The sequence below is a fragment of the Enterococcus sp. AMC1252 genome (genome assembly GCF_058216515.1).
In genome coordinates, this window is the sequence record NZ_CM177097.1 from 2275804 (window position 1) to 2299086 (window position 23283).

The window sequence follows — 23283 nt, forward strand, 5'->3', positions numbered from 1 at the left end:
AAATGGCGAAATGTTGCCAGCATATGGTAAAATGTCCTTAATCAATCGATAGAGGTGAAGTTCATGGATTTCTCTTTTTATGAATACGAAAAAAAACAACTGGATATAAATATTGATTTCTGTGGTAGAGAAGCCTGCCTACCAAACTATTCGTTTGGTCCATCTATAAGAGAAAACTACGTTCTTCATTTTATTTTAAATGGTTCGGGTTATCTACACATCGATGAACGATCCACTCATCTTGTAGCTGGGGACTGCTTTATTTTACCCAAAGATCGCATTACATTTTATCAGTCTGATGAACTAACACCATGGGAATATGTATGGATTGGAATTGGTGGAACAAAAGTCGAAGAGTTTCTTCAGCGTTCTTCATTAATAGAGTATTTTTACTTAAAAAATGTTGCTGATAGTGCTTTTATTAAAGAATTTATTTTATTAGCAGAGTTATCAGAAAATGTAAATGATCCCAATATCGATTTATTGATGGATAGCCAAATATATAAACTACTTTATATATTAGCAAGCGAATTCCCATCCAATAAGCAAATCAAAAAAAAACAAAAAGAGCGTTATTTTTTAGAAGCTATTAAATATATATCTAACCACTATAATAGTGCCATAACTGTTACAGATATTTGTTCCCATTTGAATTTGAGTCGAAGTTACCTCCATACGATTTTTAAAGAACAGATTGACTACTCACCACAGCAGTATTTACTACAATTCAAAATGGGGAAAGCAGCCGATTTATTAGTTAATACGTCAAATGCTATATCGATGATTTCATCTTCGGTTGGTTACAATGATCCGCTAAATTTTTCTAAAGCCTTCAAATTATACTACGAACAATCAGCAACTGAGTATCGAATAAACCATACTGAAATCAAACAGGATCGATTGATCTTTTCGAAAAAAACGAACTAAGACTTTTGTAAAACGACTTACAATAATAAAAAAAAAAGCCCGCGACTGGCTTTCGTTCCGTCACTGACTTATTTAAATGCCAAATGAGATTCTCCTGTTTCTGCGCTATCTAAAAATTGATACAAAATCAATTCAAGAATCGCCAATATTGGAATGTGAGAAGTGATTTCTACTTTCGTAAAATCATTTGTATCAATAAAGTTTCTTTATTATTATTTCTTCCGCCAGTCTATCTTGATTTTTTATTGTTGGATTCCTCGAGTTTTCCTTTTGACGGATTAAACGTACACCGAAGTTCGCCTTTTTTAAAGTGATTTGGAAACACTTTATGAAGTGAAAAGTAGCTTGTATTTTGTTCCATTTTGAGGAACAGGTCACATGAGTAATTTGAATTCTATATAGCAAAAAGGACAAAAACAAGATTTACTTACTCGTTTTTGTCCTTTTATTATTAGTAAGAATAGAGTTAGTTCGTTAAATCTTCTCCATTTGTTGCAATGACTTTTTTATACCAGTCAAATGATTTTTTCTTCGAACGTTTTAAAGTCCCATTTCCATCGTTGTCGCGATCGACGTAGATGAAGCCATAACGTTTTTTCATTTCGCCTGTTCCAGCAGAGACTAAATCGATACAGCCCCATGTTGTATAGCCTAGTAAATCTACCCCATCAAGCTCTACCGCATCTTTCATCGCTTGGATATGTGCTGCCAGATAGTCAATGCGATAATCATCGATCACGTTGCCGTTTTCGTCTGGTGTATCTACCGCTCCTAAGCCGTTTTCAACGATGAATAATGGTTTTTGATAACGATCATATAGATCATTCATTGTTGTACGTAAACCTAGTGGATCGATTTGCCAGCCCCATTCACTTGCTTCTAAGTATGGGTTTTTCACTGAGGCAAAGATATTGCCAGCTGTTTTTTCGTTCACTGCTGGATCCGTTGATTGTACACGTGATGAATAGTAAGAGAATGAAATAAAGTCGACTGTGTGTGCTTTCAATAATTCTAAATCGCCGTCTTCAATTGGCAATTCAATGCCTTCACGTTCCAACTGTTTCAACGCATACGCTGGATATTCCCCACGAGATTGAACATCGATAAAGAAGAAATTCTCACGATCAGCTTTGCGAGCTGCCCAAACATCTTCTGGTTTACATGTATAAGCATAGTTTGTTCCAGCCGCTAACATACACCCTACTTGGTTTTCTGGATCGACTTCGTGGGCGATTTTGGTTGCGATCGCACTTGCCAATAATTCGTGATGTGCCGCTTGGTATTTGACTTGTTCTTTGTTTTCACCTTCTTCAAAGTAAAGTCCTGCGCCCATAAACGGTGCGTGTAAAATCATATTGATTTCATTGAATGTCAACCAATATTTTACCAAGCCTTTATAACGGTTAAAGATTACATTACATAAATTCTCATAAAACCCAACCATTTCACGACTGCGCCATGCGCCGTATTTTTCCACTAAGTGCATTGGACAATCAAAGTGAGTGATCGTTACAAGAGGCTCTATATTGTGTTTGCGGCATTCTTTGAACAAATCTTCATAGAACTTCAAGCCTTCTTCATTTGGCTCTGTTTCGTCTCCTAGAGGGAAAATACGACTCCATGCAATTGATAGGCGATAAGTCTTAAAGCCCATTTCACCAAACAAGGCGATATCTTCTTTATAGCGATGGTACATGTCGATTGCATTTTGAGCCGGATAAAAATGGTCCTCATCAAACGCAAACATCTTTTTCTCACCTGTGATCACCGGAAAACGATCTGGTCCAACGGGTGCAAGATCTACGTTCGCTAAGCCACGTCCTCCTTCGTTATAGCCGCCTTCACATTGATTGGCTGCAGTTGCGCCGCCCCATAAAAAGTCTTTTCTAAATGCCATTCAAATCATCCTCCAATATATTAGAATAAAGGGATTCGTGTTATCGAATAACCTTCATTACTTGCTCACCTGGTTCAGACAATGCTTTGGTCAACGTAATAATATCGCCAAAATCTGCTGAATTTGTTACCACAACGGGTGTAATTATATTATAGCCTTTTTCAGCAATTTTTTCTAAGTCAAATTCAATTAATTTATCTCCAATTTCAACATTTTGACCTTTTTCAACAAAATATTCATAGCCATCTCCATTTAATTGGACTGTGTCAATACCAATATGAATCAGTAACTCCACACCTGAATCGCTGGTTAATCCAATTGCATGTTTAGAATCAAAAATTGCCGTTACAGTTCCTGAAACTGGTGCATAAACAACACCCTCTACTGGTTTGACTGCAAATCCTTTACCTAGAATCTCTTCAGAAAACATGCCATCTTCAACAGAAGTCAACGCGACTATTTCACCTTTGATTGGTGTTGCAACTTCTGTAATAGAACTTACATCCGCTGATTGACTGTCTTCACTTTTTTTAATGGTTGTCTTTGTTGTTTCCGCTACTGGGTCTTTATATAAAATATATGAAATGACAAATGAAATAACAATACTAATAACTGCTCCAATACAAGCCATATATAAATGACTTAACGTATCATCACCAATGTAACTTGGAAGTGTTAACAAGCCTGGTGAACCGCCAGTAAAGTTTTTCACTCGGGTGATCCCCATAAATAAACCACCGATTCCCCCACCGATCATTGCAGCGTATAAAGGCGTTTTAAATTTCAAGTTGACCCCATATAATGCGGGCTCAGTAATCCCAAACAAACCTGTTAAACCAGCAGAAGCAGCTACTTGTTTAATTGAAGAATCTTTACTTTTAACACCAACGGCTAATGAAGCAGCTCCTTGACCAAGGTTTGACGCTAACATTCCTGGATAGATTACACTATCATAACCAGTTGTCATACGATTGTTGATCCCAATCGGTACTAAACCGTAATGTGTTCCTGTCGCAACAAACAATGGAGTCAACGCGCCAATAATCGTTGGAACTAACCAAGGACTAAAGTTTTCCAGAGCCTTGATTCCATTTGATATACCATCACTAATGAAATAACCAACAGGTCCAATAACCACTAAAGAAACAGTACCAACAATTGCAATTGTAATCAATGGTTTACTGAAAAATTTGATTGCTTTAGGCGATATTTTATCAGCAATCGGTTCAACATAAGACATAAACCAAACAGCTAAAATAATCGGAATAACGGATGATCCGTACGTTACCGCAGAAATTGGTAATCCAAATAAATGAATGCCGCCTTCTCCAGCTTCTTTGATTGCGTTAACCATTCCAACAAAGTTTGGATGCAGTAGTATGCCTCCAACCATCATTGCTAAATACATATTCGTTTTAAATTTTTGTGCAGATGACGCTGCTAACAAAATAGGTAAAAAGTAAAAGGCTGAATCTGCCATAAAATCAATAATAATGTATGTTTGCCCAGTTTTATCGATTGCATTAAAGACAACCAAAAGTGACAAAACAGCTTTTAACATCCCAGCTGCTGTAATTGCTGGTAAAATCGGTGTAAAAATACCTGTGATCGTATCAATAATTTTCGAAGCAGTACCACGATCATCTTTTTCATTAGACTCAACTTGCTCTCCATCTAAAGTGGGTACTTCTTTTAAGATCTCTTTATAAACACTGCCGACATCACTGCCGATAATCACTTGATATTGTCCCCCTTTTGAAACAACACCCATCACGCCAGCCGTATTTTTCAGTTCCTCTGTTTGCGCTGCTTTTTCGTCTTTTAAATTGAAACGTAATCTTGTAGCGCAGTGAGTCAAACCAGAGACATTTTGTTTGCCACCGATTTTTTCAATAATTGTTTGTGCTAATTCTTGATAATTCATTATTCATCCCCCAAATTTTAAACATTAAATCGTACAGTTTGATAACATAAAAAAATACCTAAGAAACCTCTTATTCCAAAGAGATTTTTCTTAGGTATAGCCTGCTCTAACACAGTAACAATCCTTTAATTGTTGGTAATTCTTCTGATATGGATAGTGAGATAAATCATCTCATCTTCTTGTAAATCACGACCAAATTCTTTGCTAATATACTCACGAATTTTCAATGCACAAAGGTATTCTTCTTGATATTTTTCTTTCAACATAAACAAGAAACCTTCATCTTTATCTTTATCCAACTCTATACCGCTAAATAATCGCTGTACAAAGAACTTTAAATGAGTAATAAATCGCTCATAATTCAGCGTGTATTCATCTAAATCAGTTTTATAATGATATTTAACAATATTGATGATTTTTTGAATGACTTTTGTCATTTCAGAGACTTGACTGACTTGTGATAAATCTAGTTCTGCATTGACAATATGCAATGCAATAAAACCCGCTTCATCTTCAGGCAACACAATTCCCAAACGATTGGAAATCATATTTAACGCTTCTTTTCCTATCAAGTATTCATGATTGTAAAAACGTTTAATTTCCCAAAGAAGTGCATTTCTAACAGGTAAGCCATTATTATGACGCTCAATCGCATAATCAATATGATCTGTTAGTGTCAAGTAGATATTTTCGTTCAACTTTTTTCCTAAGGAAACTTTTGCAAAACCAATAATTTCATTTGCCACCTGTAGATGCTCTAAACGGACATTTGCTAGTAGCTGAGTAAGCTTATTTGTGTTTAAATCGGCATTGCTTGTATATACTTTTTCAATAAGAGTATCATCAATGACATCACCGATATTTTTTTTAAAGCCAATACCCTTGCCCATCACTAGCACTTCAAGACCGTCGGCATCAAGAGATTTTATAATATTATTATTGATTACTTTTTTTACTTCCATATTGTCCCCTCAATGAAATTAGATCAGCTAGCTAATTAAATGTTGATAAAAAGAAATAAAGTATAGCCTGAAATTTCAGTAACAATCTTGATTTCTCTTGTTATTAAAACATGAAAGTAAAGCGTTGTCAACAAAGGAAAAAACTACATTTAGTTTTTAAGGTCTACTAATTTCTTAAATCAACTATTTTTGTTACTTATCGTAAAATAATAAATAGTAAAACAGATTTATTACACTCTCTTGCTACTCATCTTTTTCTGATTCTCTCTATCCAACTGGATACAAGTATCTGCTTTTTAAAGTTTCTAACTGACTAGCATCTACTTCTAACACTTCTTTTAAGTAATTCTCTAATGTACCATAATGCTCTTCTACAGTTGTGTACGCACCATCAAGATACTCTTTTCGGGTTTGCTGAAGTGAGGCTAAAAAAGCTAAAACATCTTCATTACTTGTATATTTTTTGTAGATCGCCATTCTTTTGGCATTTCTAGGTGCATTCATCTTATCAGTCAACAGGTAATCCTCATAGATTTGTTCTTTTCCTACTCCTAGTGCCCCTAAATACAAAGCAGCTGCCCAGCCAGTCCGATCTTTTCCACCTTGGCAATGGAAAATTAATGGTGTCACAGAGTTTTGTAAGAGTACTTCAAAAAATTGTTTATATGCTTTAATAGCATTTTCTCCTACTACTAATTGTTTCATTTGTTTAATCATAACGTTACGATTTTTGATTAATTGAGCTCGACCTGCTTCAGTTTTAACCATTTTTTCCAACTGGATGATTTTATCTTCATCCTTTTTAGAAACTGATTGTGTACTAGCTTGTTGAGCGACATCGGCATGTGGATTAAAATTAAGCACCTCACTGGTTGAAATTGATTTATTTGGGTCTTTCGCGATTTCTTCTGGTGAACGAAAATCAATAATTCGTTTGATACCCATCGCCTCTATATAAGCCTGTTCCTCATCATCTAATTGATGAAGTGCATCTGAACGAAAGACTTTGCCCCAGCTTGTTAAACGACCATCTTCCGTTAAATATCCCCCCATATCACGGCAATTATACAAGTTTTTTAATGGTAAGCGTCGTTCTGCTCCAATAAAAGTTTCTGAACTCACGCTTAATTTGAAGTAAGTTCGCTTTTTAGGATTAGGGTCCACCACTTTTTGCCAACCTTTTTCAGTGAATTCTATATAGTTAGAATCCGTTTTTCCTGTGCCATCGGCTCCAGAGTAGACTTTTACCGGAAGCTTTGCCATGCTAGGAATATAGATTGCTAATCCATCCTCATCTCTTTTTACTTGAAGTGATTGCATCATTTCACGCTCCTAATTATTCTCAAGATTTGCTGATTCTTCGGCTACACCTTGACTATCTAATTTTTTCATAAATGGCAGATACAGTAATAATACCACAACAAATTGAATCAGCTGAACAACCAATCCTTGCCAACCAGCTGCCATAAAGCCTGATAAGAAGGTAGGTAGATTTTTAGGTACATTGACACTAATTACAGGTAAAAATCCAATGATTGTTGCCAAATAAGCAATTCCAACACAGACAGCTGCTGAAAGAGTTAATGGAATAAAGATGACCGCATTCATAATCATTGGGATACCAAACTTCATTGGTTCAGTGATCCCAAAAATACTTGGTACTAAAGAGATTTTACCAATCGACTTGAATTTTTCACTCCTACTCATCCATACAAGAATCACTGCTAAGGCTAAAGCTCTAGGACCTTTAAAAGCGTCTAAAAAGAATGAATTGATAATATTAGTAGCTACTTCTCCAGCAGCTACTGCTTCCATATTCGCATATGCTTGAGTTGTGAATAAAACAGCGATAACAGAACCAACAACCATACTTCCATGAATACCAAAAAACCATAATAATTCTGATAGGAACATAATAAATAGTGCAGACCATATAGAACCACCTAAAGATTCAAGTGGTGTTTGAAGATTAGTATAAATAAAGTCGTGAACATTTCCAAATTTTGTTTCAGCAAATGCTGTGCTTATTAGAATAACAACAATAAAAATAATAGCAGCGGGAACAATTGCTTCGAAAGTTTTAGCAATTGCTGTGGGAACACTTTCTGGCATTCTGAACGTAATTCGTTTTTCTACCATTTTAGCAAACAACCACGTTACGACCAAAGCTACGATCATCCCAACAAAAATACCTTTTGAACCTAAATAGGTTAATTCGAAAGCCATCGCTGGTTTTTCTTTACCGATATCAAATGAAGTTATTGGGGTTAAAACGAAGAATGACGCTAATGACAAAATAATCGAAGAAATCATATCTCCTTTTTTCTCCTTAGCCATTGCACTTGAAATACCAATAATCACGTAAATCGTAATTAAATTACTTGAAATTGATGTTCCCAATGAACAGGCCTTCACAACAATTTCTGGTAAGCCTGGAATCATTCCAATAATAGTTGTCAAACTTCCGACGATAGTAATCGGCAGAGTCATCATCATTCCATTAGCAATACTCTTAACAAATGTATTATTTGAAAACTTATTAACAAATACATTCAACCCATTAGTAAATGAACTTTTTTTCGTTTCTGACATTTGTACTCCTCCTTTACCTAACCCTAATTAGACGCAATCACTTCTTGAGCTTTCTTAAAGACTTTTTCTCCGTTCATCATGCCATAATCCATCATTTCGATCACAAGTACTGGAATAGTTGGGTATTCTTTTTCTACATCATCCAACTGGTACCCAACTTGAGGACCTAATAAAATAATATCTGAACCTGCTACACGTTCTTCTAACTCACTTAATCCACACGCCGAAATATCTGCTTCGATTCCTTGTGACTTTGCGTACTCTTCCATTTTCTTAACTAACATTCCCGTTGACATTCCGCCTGCACATGCTAATGTAATTTTCATCTTAATCACCTTTTCCATTTAGTTTTATGCGTTCTGTTTAATTAAGATACGCATTTCTTGTAACTCTTCATGCAAATCAATAAATTCTTTCGTAAAATCTGTTGCTGTGATTGCGGCCATCATATGATCTTGGGCATGAGTCAAAAACATATTAGCTGGTTCATCTGGATTGTTCGCAAATTTCTGTAAAATATCTGTATGATGTTGATGCGCAATTTTTAGATTGCTCTTACTTTCTTCCAGCATTTTTTTAGCTCCCGCTATTTCCCCACCTTTTGCTTCCTTGATTGCATTCATGGCCAGTGACTTTGCATTACCAGCATAAACAATGATCTGCATTACATCTGTCTCTGAAATCATTTGACATTCTCCTTTCAAACACTAATTACGTTGTCATAGTTATATAAGCAATAAACATGCCAAACAGTCCTACGCTTGGTAAAACAATGATTTTCTAAAATGTGTTTCGTATTCCACTGAATTAAAACACATTCTACTCCAATATAAAAACACATTGTCAAAAATAAAACACATGACTTTGACTAATTCATTTCACACGATTATACTAACCATAGAACACAACACACACTATTCATTAAAGGTCGGGGTAAAATGAAAAGAATCGATAAAGTGGCAGAATTACTAATGCAATATTCTGAAAAAAAACCAGTCACTGCGAGCATCCTTGCAGAGCAATTAAACATTACACGAGCGAATGTCAGTAGTGACCTAAATCAGTTAGTCAAATTAGGAAAAGCAGAAAAAACCGGAACTAAGCCTGTTTTTTTCTTCTCAACTACTCCAAAAGAAAAAACTGAGACTAATATTTTAGACAACTTCATCAAAAAAAGCCCTAGTTTGTTTCACTGTGGTGAACAAGCTAAAGCTGCTGTTTTGTATCCACCAAACGGCATGCATATTTTATTAACTGGCGAAACAGGTGTTGGGAAAAGTATGTTCGCCGAACTGATCTATACTTATGCATCCTCTCAAAATAAAGTGAAAGCGGATTCTAAATTTGTCACATTCAATTGTGCTGACTATGCAAATAACCCTCAATTATTGGTCGGCTCTATTTTTGGTGTATTGAAAGGTGCTTATACTGGCGCAGACAGTGATCGACCTGGATTATTAGAAAAAGCCAATGGGGGGATTCTATTTCTTGATGAAATCCATCGTCTTCCTCCAGAAGGTCAAGAAATGTTGTTCACCTTCATTGATCGTGGTGTTTATCGTAGACTTGGTGAGACCAATAGTGAACGCCAGGCACAAGTTTTACTAATCTGTGCAACAACAGAAGATACTGCCTCTTCTTTACTGCAAACGTTCATTCGTAGAATTCCCATGAGAATCGAAATTCCTAGTTTAGCTGAACGAGGTTTAGAAGAACGATTGAGCTTAATTGCAACTTTTTTTCAAACTGAAACTAAAAAATTAGGTACACCAATAGAAGTTTCGACGAATACGATTCGTGCATTGTTAGGTTACCATTGCCCAAATAATGTAGGACAACTTAAGGCAGATATTCAGCTTCTCTGCGCAAAAGCATATGCCCAGTTCATCGCTCGGCAAGAAGAATCCATTAAAATTAGTAGTTATGAATTACCTCATTATATCCGTGAAGGCCTTTATAATACTGAAGATCGTAAAAAAATATGGTTACTTCTACCTAATATGAATACTCGCTTTTTCCTTTTTAATGAAGAAGAAACCACTCTTTTTTTACCTAAAGATACAAAAGGAAATGATATTTACCAAATCATTGAACAAAAAATGAATGATATGGAACGGATCGGTCTCGATTTTTCACAAACTTCTGAGATTATCGATACCACGATCACGAATTACTATCGCTCGTACGATACGGATTCAATAATTGATTTAACTAATTTAGAACAAATTGTTGGTTCAGAAATCGTTGCAACCGCGAATAAAGTATGTGAGAAAGCGTCTCGATTATTGAATGTTTATTTATCAGATAATGTTCGTTATGGCCTCTCTCTTCATCTATATAACACGATTCAACGAATAAAAAGAGGCCAAACTATCATTAACCCTCGAATTGCTGAGATAAAACAAGAGCATCCTCGACATTTTGAAACGGCTCAACACTGCCTTTCTGTTATTGAAACTGATTTCAGCATTCAGCTGCCTGAAGACGAGGTTGGCTTCCTTGCATTATTTTTTACAACTGATGAAAATAAAAGCAAAAAAAGAACGAAAGTTGAAGTCATTGTCGTAGCTCACGGTGAATCCACCGCAACAAGCATGGCAACGGTCGTTAACAAACTTCTTGGTGAACAAATAGCAGTAGGCTTTGATATGACTCTCGAGGAAAAACCAATCACCGCATTAACGAATATACAAAATTATCTTTCTTCCAAAGATCAGTTAAAAGATGTGCTTTTACTGGTAGATATGGGTTCTTTGATTAATTTTAGTGATGAGTTAGAAAAAAAATTAAAAATCCAAATTCGCTGCATTGAATTAGTTAGTACACTTCACGTCTTAGAAGCGAGCAGAAAAGCCTCACTAGGTTATGGCTTGAACGAAGTATTTGAATCTACTATAAATATCAGAGGTCTTTCTACCTATAAAAAAAACATAGAAGAAAAAAAACCATCAAAATTGTATATACTCACTTTATGTACTACAGGTGAAGGTTCTGCTCAATTGATCAAAAAAATGTTAAGTAGCCGTTTGAAACTGAGAGGTGCTGCCTGTGAGATAGTATCTCTACAAATCACAGATCAAAAATTACTTGAACGAACCATCACAAATTTAAACCAATCTGGAAAAATAATCTGTACGATCGGAACGTTTCAATTACCGTTCGCTGCACCACATTTTTCGATCACTGATGCATTAGATGAAACAAAAACAGAAAAAATTCAATCACTCATCGATTATGAAATTGCTTTTGAAGGTATGCGTATAAATATTGCAAGTATGTTGGACTATAAAGATGGCGAAAATTTAATTATGTCAATACGAGAATGGGTAGAAATGATGGCGAATGAGATCAATCCTGCTATTTCTTATGAAGTAAAAGTTGGGTTAGCTTGTCATATTGTTTGTATGATCGACCGTTTAAAACAAGGAAAAAATGTCAGTACTTTTCCGCAATCGATTGCTTTTAGGGAAAAATATTCAGCTGAAATTACCATTGTTGAAAAAAATAGTCGCTTTTTAGAAGCTTACTATGCTATTAGTATTCCTACAGATGAAGTCTTTTATATTACTGCTTTTTTTATGAATGAATCATTAATTTAAATTCATCGTTCAAAAATATTAAGGATAGCAATTAAGACTTAGATTTTAGAAATTTTGAAACTATACAAATAAAGGGTCGGATCAATCTAAACTATACAAGATTGATTCGATCCCTTTATTTTCCGACTCTACTTAATTTTTTTAGTTACTATCCATAATTTTTAAAATGGAAAACGAACATTTACCAGTTCTGAAAGCGGCTCTTTCTATCGTTCACCAAAACTGCATTCTTTTACTAAATCTATTCATACTCTTCTTCTGTAGCAAAGTATTGATTATGAACGACCACAAATACAAGACCTATCAAGACCATAACTGATGCAAAATAAAATGGAAGACTTGTATTCCAAATTTCCCCTAGCTTCCCCGCAATAAACGGAGCAATCGCTCCTCCAAAAAAGCGAATAAAACTATAAGAAGATGATGCCACGCTTCTTTCAATCTCAGGTATTTCCATTGCGATAGTTGTCAAAAGTGTATTGATCAAGCCTTGAAAAAAACCTGCCATGATAACGCCAAGAGCAACTAATTCAGGTTTTTGTGCGCTAAAGCCAATAAAGAACAGGCACACAAAGAATAAAAACAATGCAAGTAAAATGGTTCGATACGTATTGATCTGTTTCTCTAAAATAGGTGCGATGAATACCGAAGCAATTGCTAGCAGCGTTCCCCAACCAAAAAAGACAAACCCAACTTGCATTTCCGAAAATCCTTCAAGTAAAAATGGTGCGTATGCTAGTAAAGTAAAGAAACCAAAATTATATAATAGTGCGATAATTCCGACTGAACGTAATTTATGATTACTTAGAGCTTTGATTCCAGCCCAAAGAGATACTTTTTTCTTTGGTTTGGCTATAGGAGCCAATAAAAAACCAATCGCAAAAGTTGCAATAAGCATCAATGTAGCAACCCCAAAGAATGGCATACGCCAAGACATACTTCCTAATACACCGCCTAGCAACGGACCAATAGCCATTCCTAGACCCATTGATGCTTCATACATAATAATTGCTTTCTCCGTTTGACCTGCTAATACTCCTACAATAGCTGATAAAGCAGTTGAGATAAATAAAGCATTTCCTAAACCCCAACCTGCACGTAAGTAAATCAGACCTTCAATTGTTTCAGAAAAACCTGCTAAACACGAAAATCCAATAATAATAATAAGTCCAAAAATCAATGTTTTCTTTGCACCAATCCGACTAGAAATAAAACCAGTAAATAACATCATAACACCGGTCACTAACATATAGCTTGTAAACAATAACGTTGTTTGAGCTGGCGTTGCATTTAATTGACGAGCAATTGTCTTTAATATAGGATCAACTAAACCAATTCCCATAAATGCAATCATACATGTAAATGCGACTGCGTAAGCAGACCGAAGACCTGCCTTATTCACAATCTCCTCTTGTTCTTCTAAAATCTCTGTTTCTTCCATTCGATTCCCTTCTTTCTATAAAAAGATACTACAAAAAAATAAACATGTCAATATTTACATGTTTATAAGAACATATATTTTTGTGGTATAATAAAGAAAAATGAAGAAAAGGAGACTAGCTTCAAATGAATACTCTTAGTTATATTTTACTTTGTATGTTAGTTAGAAAACCTTGTACGGGTTATGAATTAAAGCAATACCTAACTCTTTTCTGGGAAGCACATCACAGTCAAATTTACACGTCTCTAGCGAAACTTTTAAAAGAAGGATATGTATCAGTAGAAAATGATGATACCCATTCTCAAAAAAAAATCTACCATCTAACAAAAAAGGGGGAAGAAATCGTTAACGTCTGGATTCAAGAAGAAACCAAAGAGCCCTCTCAAAAAGATGAGTTTCTAGCAAAAATATACGTAGCTTCTATCTTAGACAAAAATACCGTCAAAGGACTGCTCTTTGAAAGAAAGCAGCACCAATTAAAAATCCTAAAACAAAACCAAGAAAAGCAAAAACAAATCGAATTGTTAAGCGATCCTGTTGAACAGAAAAAAAATTTTGGGCGTTTCCTTGTTATCCAAAGAAGAATACGTATCTGCGAAGAAGAACTGCGTTGGTGTCAGTGGGCGGAAGAACAGATTGAACAATTATTTCAGTCAATCTAGAAACTTGATCCTATTTATATACTAAAAGGAGGAAAAACATTTCAGTGTCTTTCCTCCTTTTTCATCTTTTTGTTGTCTATAGAACATCTTTTCGTAAATTTAACAGGATAACTGATAACATAGAAATAAATAACCCAAATATCACAAGAAACAGATGATTTTGTTCGCCTGTCTTAGGAAACAAACGATTAGTAATCTTTTTGGTAGTATTTTGATTTTTCAGATTGATTTCATCTTTATTTGCGTAGTTATCTTTATCACCATTAATTTCTTTGTTATTTTCTTCGACAAACACAACAACGGTCAAAACCACGGTGTCATAAGCATATGTTATTTCATATCTTCCTGCTTTTGAAGTATCGACATTCCCAATTACGGTAATATCTTTGAAGCTTATTTGACCCCCATCTTTATCAGTTGCCCCTTTGAAATTGTCTTCAGCTTTCCAACGGTCACCAACTTTAATAGTTGAGTCATTTGCCTGAATACTTAGTTGATTCTCTTTTACAGTCACAGCTATCTTACTTTTAGCTTGACCATTCGTATAATCAACACTATATATTCCTGGAGTTTTCGTATCCACAACGCCAGTTAACATAGCGTCATTATACGACAATTCATTCCCATCCTTATCAGTCGCTGATACAAAATTATCATGACCTTTCCAGTCATCTCCTACATAAATAATGGAATCATTTGCATTGATACTTTCTTTATTTTCTTTTACAATCACTTCAATTGTTTTAGATGATCTTCCGTTTGTATAGGTCACATGATAGATTCCCGGAATGCTTGTATTCACAATATCTGCTGTCATGCTTGTATTAAATTCTATACTTTGCCCATCTCTATTAGTAGCTGAAAGGAAATTATCTTCTGATTTCCATGTATCGTCAACATAAATCATTGAATCTTTCGCATCAAGCGTTTCTAGGTTCTCTTTTACAATTACTATAATTGTTTTTGACATAGTACCATTTCTATAGGTGACTTCATAGCTTCCTGGAATATCAGTATTTACACTATCCGTAGTCATAGATGAGGAGAACGGAAGTATATTACCATCTTCATCAGCAGCTGAAATAAAATTATCGATTGGATCCCAAGTATCTCCCTCATAAATTATAGAGTCTCTAACTTCTAGCGTTGGTTGTTTTTCAGCCCAATAATAATTTCCATTCATTGTTAAGCCATCGTACTGCTCTGCTAACTCATCTGAAGTATATGCCTCTCCTTTATGATCCCTTTGCCATTTACCATAATAAGGTAAAGAATTACTTGGAGCTGGCAGTGTTACTTCATCTTTAAATTGAAAGTTTTCACCTAGATTAATATGCTTAAGTTCGTTCATTCTTGCAAACATCTCATACATATAAACAACTCGGCTCGTATCAAAACTAGAAATATCAAGACTATTGATTTTACTATTGCTAAACATATTATTTATATTCGTTACGTTTCCTGTATCAAAATTCGATAAATCTAAGCGACTCATTTGAGTTTCGCTAAACATATCACTCATGCTTTTTACCAGGCTAGTATTAAAATTAGATACATCTAAATCATTTATCGCACTCCAACTAAACATATCACTCATATTTCTTACTTTTTCTGTGTTAAAATTAGATAAATCGAGACTATCCAAGGTAAGATTACTAAACATCCCGCTCATATCATCCACATTACTTGTATTAAAATGAGTGATATCTAGATGTTTTATTCCGCTTCCATAAAACATCCCACTCATATCTTCTACACTACTTGTATCAAAACTTGATAAGTCCAAGCTTCCAATATTTTGGGTATTTAAAAACATACTTCTCATATATACTACATTACTTGTATCAAAACTTGATACATTTAAGTCTACTAAACTACTCATGTAGGTAAACATAAAACCCATGTCAGTTACTTTGCTTGTATTAAAATTCGATAAATCCAAACTTTTTAAACTAGATAAATTGGAAAACATATCTCTCATTAATGTAACAGCACTCGTATCAAGCTCACTTAAATTTTCGAATTCGGTAACACGATCCAAATTTGAAAATAAATGGGAAGAATTGCTGCTAGCTTTTACAGGACCATCAAAAACTACTTTATTAATTTGATTTCTGTACAAAAACCAAGGCGAACTATTTTTAGTATTTATAAATTCACCACTACCAATATGTAACACTCCAGTATTATCAATTTGCCATTTACTCGTACCAAACAAGCCTGTAGCTATGATTACTCTCAAGTTTTGTTCATTATTTTCTTGTTTTGTTCCATCCGATAATTCTATCTCACTTTCATTTTCTAAATTATCCATTTCAGGTTTTTCCTGAGATGTAGTAATTTCAGTGTTTTTGTCATCATTTTCGATGGTGCTCTCTGGCTCATTTTCTACCACGACTTCTGTATTTTTTTCTATCGGCTCATCTAATTTATAATCATCTATTATCGTTTCTGCATTCACAAATACTGGACAAGTATAACTTATTAGTAAAATAAATAAGCAATAAATTTTTATTTTTTTCATAATAACCTCTTCTACTAATATACTAAAAAAAAATATATCAACGTTTGAAAACGTTGATATATTACTTATACCGGCGGCCGGGGTCGAACCGGCACGCCCTCGCGGGCACTGGATTTTGAGTCCAGCGCGTCTGCCAATTCCGCCACGCCGGCATTAAATAGATTTGTAAGGCGGTAACCGGATTTGAACCGGTGATGAAGGTTTTGCAGACCTCTGCCTTACCACTTGGCTATACCGCCATATTCTAAATAAATAATCTCTATAAGAGAAAACTGGGGTAGCTGGATTCGAACCAACGCATGACAGGATCAAAACCTGTTGCCTTACCGCTTGGCTATACCCCAAAAATTAAAGCTAAGGGCGACTGATGGGAATCGAACCCACGCGTGGCGGAACCACAATCCGCTGTGTTAACCACTTCACCACAATCGCCATAAAACAAATAATAAATTAATACTAAGGGCGACTGATGGGGATCGAACCCACGCATGGCGGAACCACAATCCGCTGTGTTAACCACTTCACCACAATCGCCATAAATATTAACAGGGATAGTAGGAATCGAACCCACAATGACGGTTTTGGAGACCGTAGTTATACCGTTTAACTATATCCCTACTATGTAATGGAGGAAAGTGGATTCGAACCACTGAACCCTAAGGAACGGATTTACAGTCCGTCGCGTTTAGCCACTTCGCTATTCCTCCAAATGGCGCAAGACAGAATCGAACTGCCGACACACGGAGCTTCAATCCGTTGCTCTACCAACTGAGCTACTGCGCCAAATAAATATGATACTAACGGTCTGGACGGGACTCGAACCCGCGACCTCCTGCGTGACAGGCAGGCATTCTAACCAGCTGAACTACCAAACCGTAATTTAATGGAGGTTGACGGGATCGAACCGCCGACCCCCTGCTTGTAAGGCAGGTGCTCTCCCAGCTGAGCTAAACCTCCAAAAAATATAAATGACCCGTACGGGAATCGAACCCGTGATACCGCCGTGAAAGGGCGGTGTCTTAACCGCTTGACCAACGGGCCAATAAAATAAAAACTTAATACGGAGAGTAAGGGATTCGAACCCTTGAGACAGTGTTTACCGTCTACATGATTTCCAATCATGCTCCTTCGGCCTCTCGGACAACTCTCCAGAGTTAAAAGAAGCAAAATATTACTCATAAATCCTATATTAAGGAACTCCGGCAGTAGGACTCGAACCTACGACATCATGATTAACAGTCATGCGCTACTACCAACTGAGCTATGCCGGAATAATCAGCGTGGCGACGTCCTACTCTCACAAAGGGAAACCCTTCACTACAATCGGCGCTAAGAAGCTTAACTTCTGTGTTCGGCATGGGAACAGGTGTATCCTTCTCGCTATCGCCACCACACTGGGTGTTGTTGCTATTCAATTGAGTGATTATTCACTCAAAACTGGATTGAAGTAAGGTAATCAAACAGTCCGAAAAACTTTTTTATTTCGTTTCTTTGGTTAAGTCCTCGACCGATTAGTATTGGTCCGCTCCGTACATCACTGCACTTCCACTTCCAACCTATCTACCTCATCATCTCTGAGGGGTCTTACTTTCTTAAAGAAATGGGAAATCTCATCTTGAGGTGGGCTTCACACTTAGATGCTTTCAGCGTTTATCCCTTCCCTACATAGCTACCCAGCAATGCCCTTGGCAGAACAACTGGTACACCAGCGGTAAGTCCATCCCGGTCCTCTCGTACTAAGGACAGCTCCTCTCAAATTTCCAACGCCCGCGACGGATAGGGACCGAACTGTCTCACGACGTTCTGAACCCAGCTCGCGTGCCGCTTTAATGGGCGAACAGCCCAACCCTTGGGACCGACTACAGCCCCAGGATGCGACGAGCCGACATCGAGGTGCCAAACCTCCCCGTCGATGTGGACTCTTGGGGGAGATAAGCCTGTTATCCCCAGGGTAGCTTTTATCCGTTGAGCGATGGCCCTTCCATGCGGAACCACCGGATCACTAAGCCCGACTTTCGTCCCTGCTCGACTTGTAAGTCTCGCAGTCAAGCTCCCTTCTGCCTTTACACTCTGCGAATGATTTCCAACCATTCTGAGGGAACCTTTGGGCGCCTCCGTTACTCTTTAGGAGGCGACCGCCCCAGTCAAACTGCCCACCTGACACTGTCTCCCACCACGATAAGTGGTGCGGGTTAGAGGGTTCATAACACAAGGGTAGTATCCCACCAGCGCCTCCACCGAAACTAGCGTTCCGGGTTCATCGGCTCCTACCTATCCTGTACATGTGGTACAAACACTCAATATCAAGCTACAGTAAAGCTCCATGGGGTCTTTCCGTCCTGTCGCGGGTAACCTGCATCTTCACAGGTACTAAAATTTCACCGAGTCTCTCGTTGAGACAGTGCCCAAATCGTTACGCCTTTCGTGCGGGTCGGAACTTACCCGACAAGGAATTTCGCTACCTTAGGACCGTTATAGTTACGGCCGCCGTTTACTGGGGCTTCAATTCTGAGCTTCGCCGAAGCTAACCCATCCTCTTAACCTTCCAGCACCGGGCAGGCGTCAGCCCCTATACTTCATCTTTCGATTTTGCAGAGACCTGTGTTTTTGATAAACAGTCGCTTGGGCCTATTCACTGCGGCTGACCGAAGTCAGCACCCCTTCTCCCGAAGTTACGGGGTCATTTTGCCGAGTTCCTTAACGAGAGTTCGCTCGCTCACCTTAGGATACTCTCCTCGACTACCTGTGTCGGTTTACGGTACGGGCAGTTGTTTTCTCACTAGAAGCTTTTCTTGACAGTGTGACATCAGGAACTTCGGTACTATTATTTCCCTCCCCATCACAGCTTGTCCGTATAGAGTAAAGCATTTGACTCTACTCAAGACTTACTGCTTGGACATGCACTTCCAGTCGCATGCATTCCTTAGCCTCCTGCGTCCCTCCATTGCTCAAACAAAAACAACTGGTACAGGAATATCAACCTGTTGTCCATCGCCTACGCCTATCGGCCTCGGCTTAGGTCCCGACTAACCCTGGGCGGACGAGCCTTCCCCAGGAAACCTTAGTCATACGGTGGACGGGATTCTCACCCGTCTTTCGCTACTCATACCGGCATTCTCACTTCTAAGCGCTCCAGCCGTCCTCACGATCGACCTTCAACGCCCTTAGAACGCTCTCCTACCATCACACCAGAGGTGTGATCCACAGCTTCGGTAATATGTTTAGCCCCGGTACATTTTCGGCGCAGGGTCACTCGACTAGTGAGCTATTACGCACTCTTTAAATGATGGCTGCTTCTGAGCCAACATCCTAGTTGTCTGTGCAACCCCACATCCTTTTCCACTTAACATATATTTTGGGACCTTAGCTGGTGGTCTGGGCTGTTTCCCTTTCGACTACGGATCTTATCACTCGCAGTCTGACTGCCGAATATGAATGAATGGCATTCGGAGTTTATCTGAATTCGGTAACCCGAGATGGGCCCCTAGTCCAAACAGTGCTCTACCTCCATCATTCTTAACTTCGACGCTAGCCCTAAAGCTATTTCGGAGAGAACCAGCTATCTCCAAGTTCGTTTGGAATTTCTCCGCTACCCACAGCTCATCCCCGCACTTTTCAACGTACGTGGGTTCGGTCCTCCAGTGCGTTTTACCACACCTTCAACCTGGCCATGGGTAGATCACATGGTTTCGGGTCTACGACTACATACTCATTCGCCCTATTCAGACTCGCTTTCGCTGCGGCTCCGGCTCTTCACCTTAACCTCGCATGCAATCGTAACTCGCCGGTTCATTCTACAAAAGGCACGCCATTACCCATTAACGGGCTTTGACTTGTTGTAGGCACACGGTTTCAGGATCTATTTCACTCCCCTTCCGGGGTGCTTTTCACCTTTCCCTCACGGTACTGGTTCACTATCGGTCATTAGGGAGTATTTAGCCTTGCGGGATGGTCCCCGCGGATTCCGACGGAATTTCTCGTGTTCCGCCGTACTCAGGATCCTCCTAGGTGTTGCCAACATTTCGTCTACGGGGCTATTACCCACTTTGGCGAACCTTTCCAGGTTCTTCGACTATCTTGACAGACTACCACAACGGAGTCCTACAACCCCAACAAGCAAGCTTGTTGGTTTGGGCTCTTCCCGTTTCGCTCGCCGCTACTCAGGGAATCGAATTTTCTTTCTCTTCCTGCAGGTACTAAGATGTTTCAGTTCTCTGCGTCTACCTCTATCCAGCTATGTATTCACTGAATAGTAACATCCTATAAAAGATGTTGGGTTTCCCCATTCGGAAATCTCTGGATCATAGCTCACTTACAGCTCCCCAAAGCATATCGGTGTTAGTCCCGTCCTTCATCGGCTCCTAATGCCAAGGCATCCACCGTGCGCCCTTATTCACTTAACCTTATGACCTTACGGTCAGTTTGTTTGGTTCGTTTCTCTAGCGATAGAGGCGTCACCAATAAAATAAGCTTCGAACAGTTAATTAACTCTTCAACGCGGTGTTCTCGGTTTGTTTTGATTACTTTTTTTACTTCAATATCCAGTTTTCAATGAACAATAGTAGTAACCTAACGGTTACTAATGGAGCCTAGCGGGATCGAACCGCTGACCTCCTGCGTGCAAAGCAGGCGCTCTCCCAGCTGAGCTAAGGCCCCATGGTACTTATTTACTTGAGAGTAAACCTCTCAAAACTGAACAAAGTATCGACGAATGTGTAAGTTTCCGTAATATTCCTTAGAAAGGAGGTGATCCAGCCGCACCTTCCGATACGGCTACCTTGTTACGACTTCACCCCAATCATCTATCCCACCTTAGGCGGCTGGCTCCACAAGGGTTACCTCACCGACTTCGGGTGTTACAAACTTTCGTGGTGTGACGGGCGGTGTGTACAAGGCCCGGGAACGTATTCACCGCGGCGTGCTGATCCGCGATTACTAGCGATTCCGGCTTCATGTAGGCGAGTTGCAGCCTACAATCCGAACTGAGAGAAGCTTTAAGAGATTTGCATGACCTCGCGGCCTAGCGACTCGTTGTACTTCCCATTGTAGCACGTGTGTAGCCCAGGTCATAAGGGGCATGATGATTTGACGTCATCCCCACCTTCCTCCGGTTTGTCACCGGCAGTCTCGCTAGAGTGCCCAACTGAATGATGGCAACTAACAATAAGGGTTGCGCTCGTTGCGGGACTTAACCCAACATCTCACGACACGAGCTGACGACAACCATGCACCACCTGTCACTTTGCCCCCGAAGGGGAAGCTCTATCTCTAGAGTGGTCAAAGGATGTCAAGACCTGGTAAGGTTCTTCGCGTTGCTTCGAATTAAACCACATGCTCCACCGCTTGTGCGGGCCCCCGTCAATTCCTTTGAGTTTCAACCTTGCGGTCGTACTCCCCAGGCGGAGTGCTTAATGCGTTAGCTGCAGCACTGAAGGGCGGAAACCCTCCAACACTTAGCACTCATCGTTTACGGCGTGGACTACCAGGGTATCTAATCCTGTTTGCTCCCCACGCTTTCGAGCCTCAGCGTCAGTTACAGACCAGAGAGTCGCCTTCGCCACTGGTGTTCCTCCATATATCTACGCATTTCACCGCTACACATGGAATTCCACTCTCCTCTTCTGCACTCAAGTCTCCCAGTTTCCAATGACCCTCCCCGGTTGAGCCGGGGGCTTTCACATCAGACTTAAGAAACCGCCTGCGCTCGCTTTACGCCCAATAAATCCGGACAACGCTTGCCACCTACGTATTACCGCGGCTGCTGGCACGTAGTTAGCCGTGGCTTTCTGGTTAGATACCGTCAAGGTAAGAGCAGTTACTCTCCTACTTGTTCTTCTCTAACAACAGAGTTTTACGATCCGAAAACCTTCTTCACTCACGCGGCGTTGCTCGGTCAGACTTTCGTCCATTGCCGAAGATTCCCTACTGCTGCCTCCCGTAGGAGTCTGGGCCGTGTCTCAGTCCCAGTGTGGCCGATCACCCTCTCAGGTCGGCTATGCATCATGGCCTTGGTGAGCCGTTACCTCACCAACTAGCTAATGCACCGCGGGTCCATCCATCAGTGACACCCGAAAGCGTCTTTCAAATCAACACCATGCGGTGTCGACTGTTATGCGGTATTAGCACCTGTTTCCAAGTGTTATCCCCCTCTGATGGGTAGGTTACCCACGTGTTACTCACCCGTCCGCCACTCCTCTTTTCAAATGAGTGCAAGCACTCGGTAGAAAAGAAGCGTTCGACTTGCATGTATTAGGCACGCCGCCAGCGTTCGTCCTGAGCCAGGATCAAACTCTCATAATAAAAGTTGAACACAATCCGAAGATTGTTAAGCTCATTTGTTTGCTAGCATATTGCTTCGCTTTGTTAAAAATTGTTGTTTGTTTTTACCGTTGTAAAAACAACCTACACATTTGGTTCGTCTTACTTTGTTCAGTTTTCAAAGGTCTACTGTGCCACCTCGCAGCAACTTTTATATCATACCAAATCTTCGATTTGATGTCAATACTTTTTTTCAAAAGTTTCAAAGTTTTTTTCTGCTTGATGTTATCGAATGTTTTGCGACAACTTCATTAGTTTACCAGGTCGTTTGTTATTTGTCAACAACTTTCTTCCTGATTTTCCAAGGTGTTTTTGCTGTTTTAAATTAACAACTTTGTTATTCTATCATGTTTGTATTACCTACGTCAAGCATAAAAAAAAGATTTTTTTCCACTTATCCTCATATAGGCTCACTCACAAGAACATGTATAAATATA

12 protein-coding genes, 14 tRNA genes and 3 rRNA genes are annotated in these 23283 nt (G+C 38.8%); 3 read left to right on the forward strand and 26 right to left on the reverse strand.

Annotated elements, in window-relative coordinates:
* Nucleotides 1–63 precede the first annotated feature (63 nt).
* On the forward strand, nt 64–927 hold the full coding sequence (locus tag AC4BB5_RS10765; protein ID WP_490456150.1) for an AraC family transcriptional regulator: 864 nt from the start codon (nt 64–66) through the stop codon (nt 925–927).
* A gap of 466 nt (nt 928–1393) precedes the next feature.
* On the opposite strand, the gene AC4BB5_RS10770 is transcribed toward AC4BB5_RS10765, so the two are convergent.
* From AC4BB5_RS10770 to AC4BB5_RS10800, 7 genes are all read right to left on the reverse strand, one after another.
* Complete coding sequence (locus tag AC4BB5_RS10770; protein WP_490456151.1) at nt 1394–2824, reverse strand: 6-phospho-beta-glucosidase; 1431 nt, start codon at nt 2822–2824, stop codon at nt 1394–1396.
* A gap of 40 nt (nt 2825–2864) precedes the next feature.
* Entirely contained in the window at nt 2865–4748 is a 1884-nt protein-coding gene (locus tag AC4BB5_RS10775) for a beta-glucoside-specific PTS transporter subunit IIABC (RefSeq protein WP_490456152.1), read from the reverse strand.
* Between the two features lie 125 nt (nt 4749–4873).
* Complete coding sequence (gene licT / locus AC4BB5_RS10780) at nt 4874–5710, reverse strand: BglG family transcription antiterminator LicT (RefSeq protein ID WP_490456153.1); 837 nt, start codon at nt 5708–5710, stop codon at nt 4874–4876.
* Between the two features lie 267 nt (nt 5711–5977).
* A complete protein-coding gene (locus tag AC4BB5_RS10785; protein WP_490456154.1) occupies nt 5978–7033 on the reverse strand; it encodes a tyrosine-protein phosphatase in 1056 nt (351 codons plus the stop codon).
* Between the two features lie 9 nt (nt 7034–7042).
* Nucleotides 7043–8302: a PTS sugar transporter subunit IIC gene (locus AC4BB5_RS10790; RefSeq protein ID WP_490456155.1), complete on the reverse strand. Its 1260-nt coding sequence runs from the start codon at nt 8300–8302 to the stop codon at nt 7043–7045.
* A 23-nt stretch (nt 8303–8325) separates the two neighbouring features.
* Complete coding sequence (locus AC4BB5_RS10795) at nt 8326–8628, reverse strand: PTS sugar transporter subunit IIB (RefSeq protein ID WP_490456156.1); 303 nt, start codon at nt 8626–8628, stop codon at nt 8326–8328.
* Between the two features lie 24 nt (nt 8629–8652).
* Complete coding sequence (locus tag AC4BB5_RS10800; RefSeq protein WP_490456157.1) at nt 8653–8988, reverse strand: PTS lactose/cellobiose transporter subunit IIA; 336 nt, start codon at nt 8986–8988, stop codon at nt 8653–8655.
* 252 nt (nt 8989–9240) lie between these two features.
* On the opposite strand from AC4BB5_RS10800, the gene AC4BB5_RS10805 reads away from it, so the two are divergent.
* Nucleotides 9241–11901, forward strand: a complete 2661-nt coding sequence (locus AC4BB5_RS10805; protein WP_490456158.1) for a sigma-54-dependent transcriptional regulator — start codon at nt 9241–9243, stop codon at nt 11899–11901.
* Nucleotides 11902–12142: 241 nt separating this feature from the next.
* Here the strand turns inward: AC4BB5_RS10805 and AC4BB5_RS10810 are convergent, their stop codons facing one another.
* On the reverse strand, nt 12143–13342 hold the full coding sequence (locus AC4BB5_RS10810) for an MFS transporter (protein WP_490456159.1): 1200 nt from the start codon (nt 13340–13342) through the stop codon (nt 12143–12145).
* Nucleotides 13343–13467: 125 nt separating this feature from the next.
* Between AC4BB5_RS10810 and AC4BB5_RS10815 the strand changes: the two genes are divergently transcribed.
* On the forward strand, nt 13468–14004 hold the full coding sequence (locus AC4BB5_RS10815; protein WP_490456160.1) for a PadR family transcriptional regulator: 537 nt from the start codon (nt 13468–13470) through the stop codon (nt 14002–14004).
* Nucleotides 14005–14080: 76 nt separating this feature from the next.
* Here the strand turns inward: AC4BB5_RS10815 and AC4BB5_RS10820 are convergent, their stop codons facing one another.
* The 18 genes from AC4BB5_RS10820 to AC4BB5_RS10905 form a co-directional block, all read right to left on the reverse strand.
* Entirely contained in the window at nt 14081–16528 is a 2448-nt protein-coding gene (locus AC4BB5_RS10820; protein WP_490456161.1) for a bacterial Ig-like domain-containing protein, read from the reverse strand.
* Nucleotides 16529–16596: 68 nt separating this feature from the next.
* Nucleotides 16597–16680: transfer RNA gene (locus AC4BB5_RS10825), tRNA-Leu, on the reverse strand.
* Between the two features lie 16 nt (nt 16681–16696).
* Nucleotides 16697–16767, reverse strand: a tRNA-Cys gene (locus AC4BB5_RS10830).
* A 33-nt stretch (nt 16768–16800) separates the two neighbouring features.
* A tRNA-Gln gene (locus tag AC4BB5_RS10835) sits at nt 16801–16872 on the reverse strand.
* Nucleotides 16873–16887: 15 nt separating this feature from the next.
* Nucleotides 16888–16960: transfer RNA gene (locus AC4BB5_RS10840), tRNA-His, on the reverse strand.
* Nucleotides 16961–16989: 29 nt separating this feature from the next.
* Nucleotides 16990–17062 (reverse strand) — tRNA-His (locus tag AC4BB5_RS10845).
* Between the two features lie 12 nt (nt 17063–17074).
* A tRNA-Trp gene (locus AC4BB5_RS10850) sits at nt 17075–17145 on the reverse strand.
* A 9-nt stretch (nt 17146–17154) separates the two neighbouring features.
* Nucleotides 17155–17235: transfer RNA gene (locus tag AC4BB5_RS10855), tRNA-Tyr, on the reverse strand.
* A gap of 3 nt (nt 17236–17238) precedes the next feature.
* Nucleotides 17239–17311: transfer RNA gene (locus tag AC4BB5_RS10860), tRNA-Phe, on the reverse strand.
* An 18-nt stretch (nt 17312–17329) separates the two neighbouring features.
* A tRNA-Asp gene (locus AC4BB5_RS10865) sits at nt 17330–17403 on the reverse strand.
* 9 nt (nt 17404–17412) lie between these two features.
* A tRNA-Val gene (locus AC4BB5_RS10870) sits at nt 17413–17485 on the reverse strand.
* 12 nt (nt 17486–17497) lie between these two features.
* Nucleotides 17498–17569, reverse strand: a tRNA-Glu gene (locus tag AC4BB5_RS10875).
* Between the two features lie 20 nt (nt 17570–17589).
* Nucleotides 17590–17678 (reverse strand) — tRNA-Ser (locus AC4BB5_RS10880).
* Nucleotides 17679–17725: 47 nt separating this feature from the next.
* Nucleotides 17726–17799, reverse strand: a tRNA-Asn gene (locus AC4BB5_RS10885).
* Nucleotides 17800–17806: 7 nt separating this feature from the next.
* A 5S ribosomal RNA gene (rrf, locus tag AC4BB5_RS10890) occupies nt 17807–17922 on the reverse strand.
* Between the two features lie 97 nt (nt 17923–18019).
* Nucleotides 18020–20931: ribosomal RNA gene (locus AC4BB5_RS10895) — 23S ribosomal RNA — on the reverse strand.
* A gap of 180 nt (nt 20932–21111) precedes the next feature.
* Nucleotides 21112–21184, reverse strand: a tRNA-Ala gene (locus AC4BB5_RS10900).
* An 83-nt stretch (nt 21185–21267) separates the two neighbouring features.
* A 16S ribosomal RNA gene (locus AC4BB5_RS10905) occupies nt 21268–22828 on the reverse strand.
* The 16S, 23S and 5S rRNA genes sit together here with 14 tRNA genes alongside, the layout of an rRNA operon.
* Nucleotides 22829–23283 lie beyond the last annotated feature (455 nt).

Coding starts and splice junctions, on each gene's coding strand:
- AC4BB5_RS10765 (WP_490456150.1), top strand. CDS start 64: ATGGATTTCTCTTTTTATGAATACGAAAAAAAACAACTGGATATAAAT.
- AC4BB5_RS10770 (WP_490456151.1), bottom strand. CDS start 2,824: ATGGCATTTAGAAAAGACTTTTTATGGGGCGGCGCAACTGCAGCCAAT.
- AC4BB5_RS10775 (WP_490456152.1), bottom strand. CDS start 4,748: ATGAATTATCAAGAATTAGCACAAACAATTATTGAAAAAATCGGTGGC.
- licT (WP_490456153.1), bottom strand. CDS start 5,710: ATGGAAGTAAAAAAAGTAATCAATAATAATATTATAAAATCTCTTGAT.
- AC4BB5_RS10785 (WP_490456154.1), bottom strand. CDS start 7,033: ATGATGCAATCACTTCAAGTAAAAAGAGATGAGGATGGATTAGCAATC.
- AC4BB5_RS10790 (WP_490456155.1), bottom strand. CDS start 8,302: ATGTCAGAAACGAAAAAAAGTTCATTTACTAATGGGTTGAATGTATTT.
- AC4BB5_RS10795 (WP_490456156.1), bottom strand. CDS start 8,628: ATGAAAATTACATTAGCATGTGCAGGCGGAATGTCAACGGGAATGTTA.
- AC4BB5_RS10800 (WP_490456157.1), bottom strand. CDS start 8,988: ATGATTTCAGAGACAGATGTAATGCAGATCATTGTTTATGCTGGTAAT.
- AC4BB5_RS10805 (WP_490456158.1), top strand. CDS start 9,241: ATGAAAAGAATCGATAAAGTGGCAGAATTACTAATGCAATATTCTGAA.
- AC4BB5_RS10810 (WP_490456159.1), bottom strand. CDS start 13,342: ATGGAAGAAACAGAGATTTTAGAAGAACAAGAGGAGATTGTGAATAAG.
- AC4BB5_RS10815 (WP_490456160.1), top strand. CDS start 13,468: ATGAATACTCTTAGTTATATTTTACTTTGTATGTTAGTTAGAAAACCT.
- AC4BB5_RS10820 (WP_490456161.1), bottom strand. CDS start 16,528: ATGAAAAAAATAAAAATTTATTGCTTATTTATTTTACTAATAAGTTAT.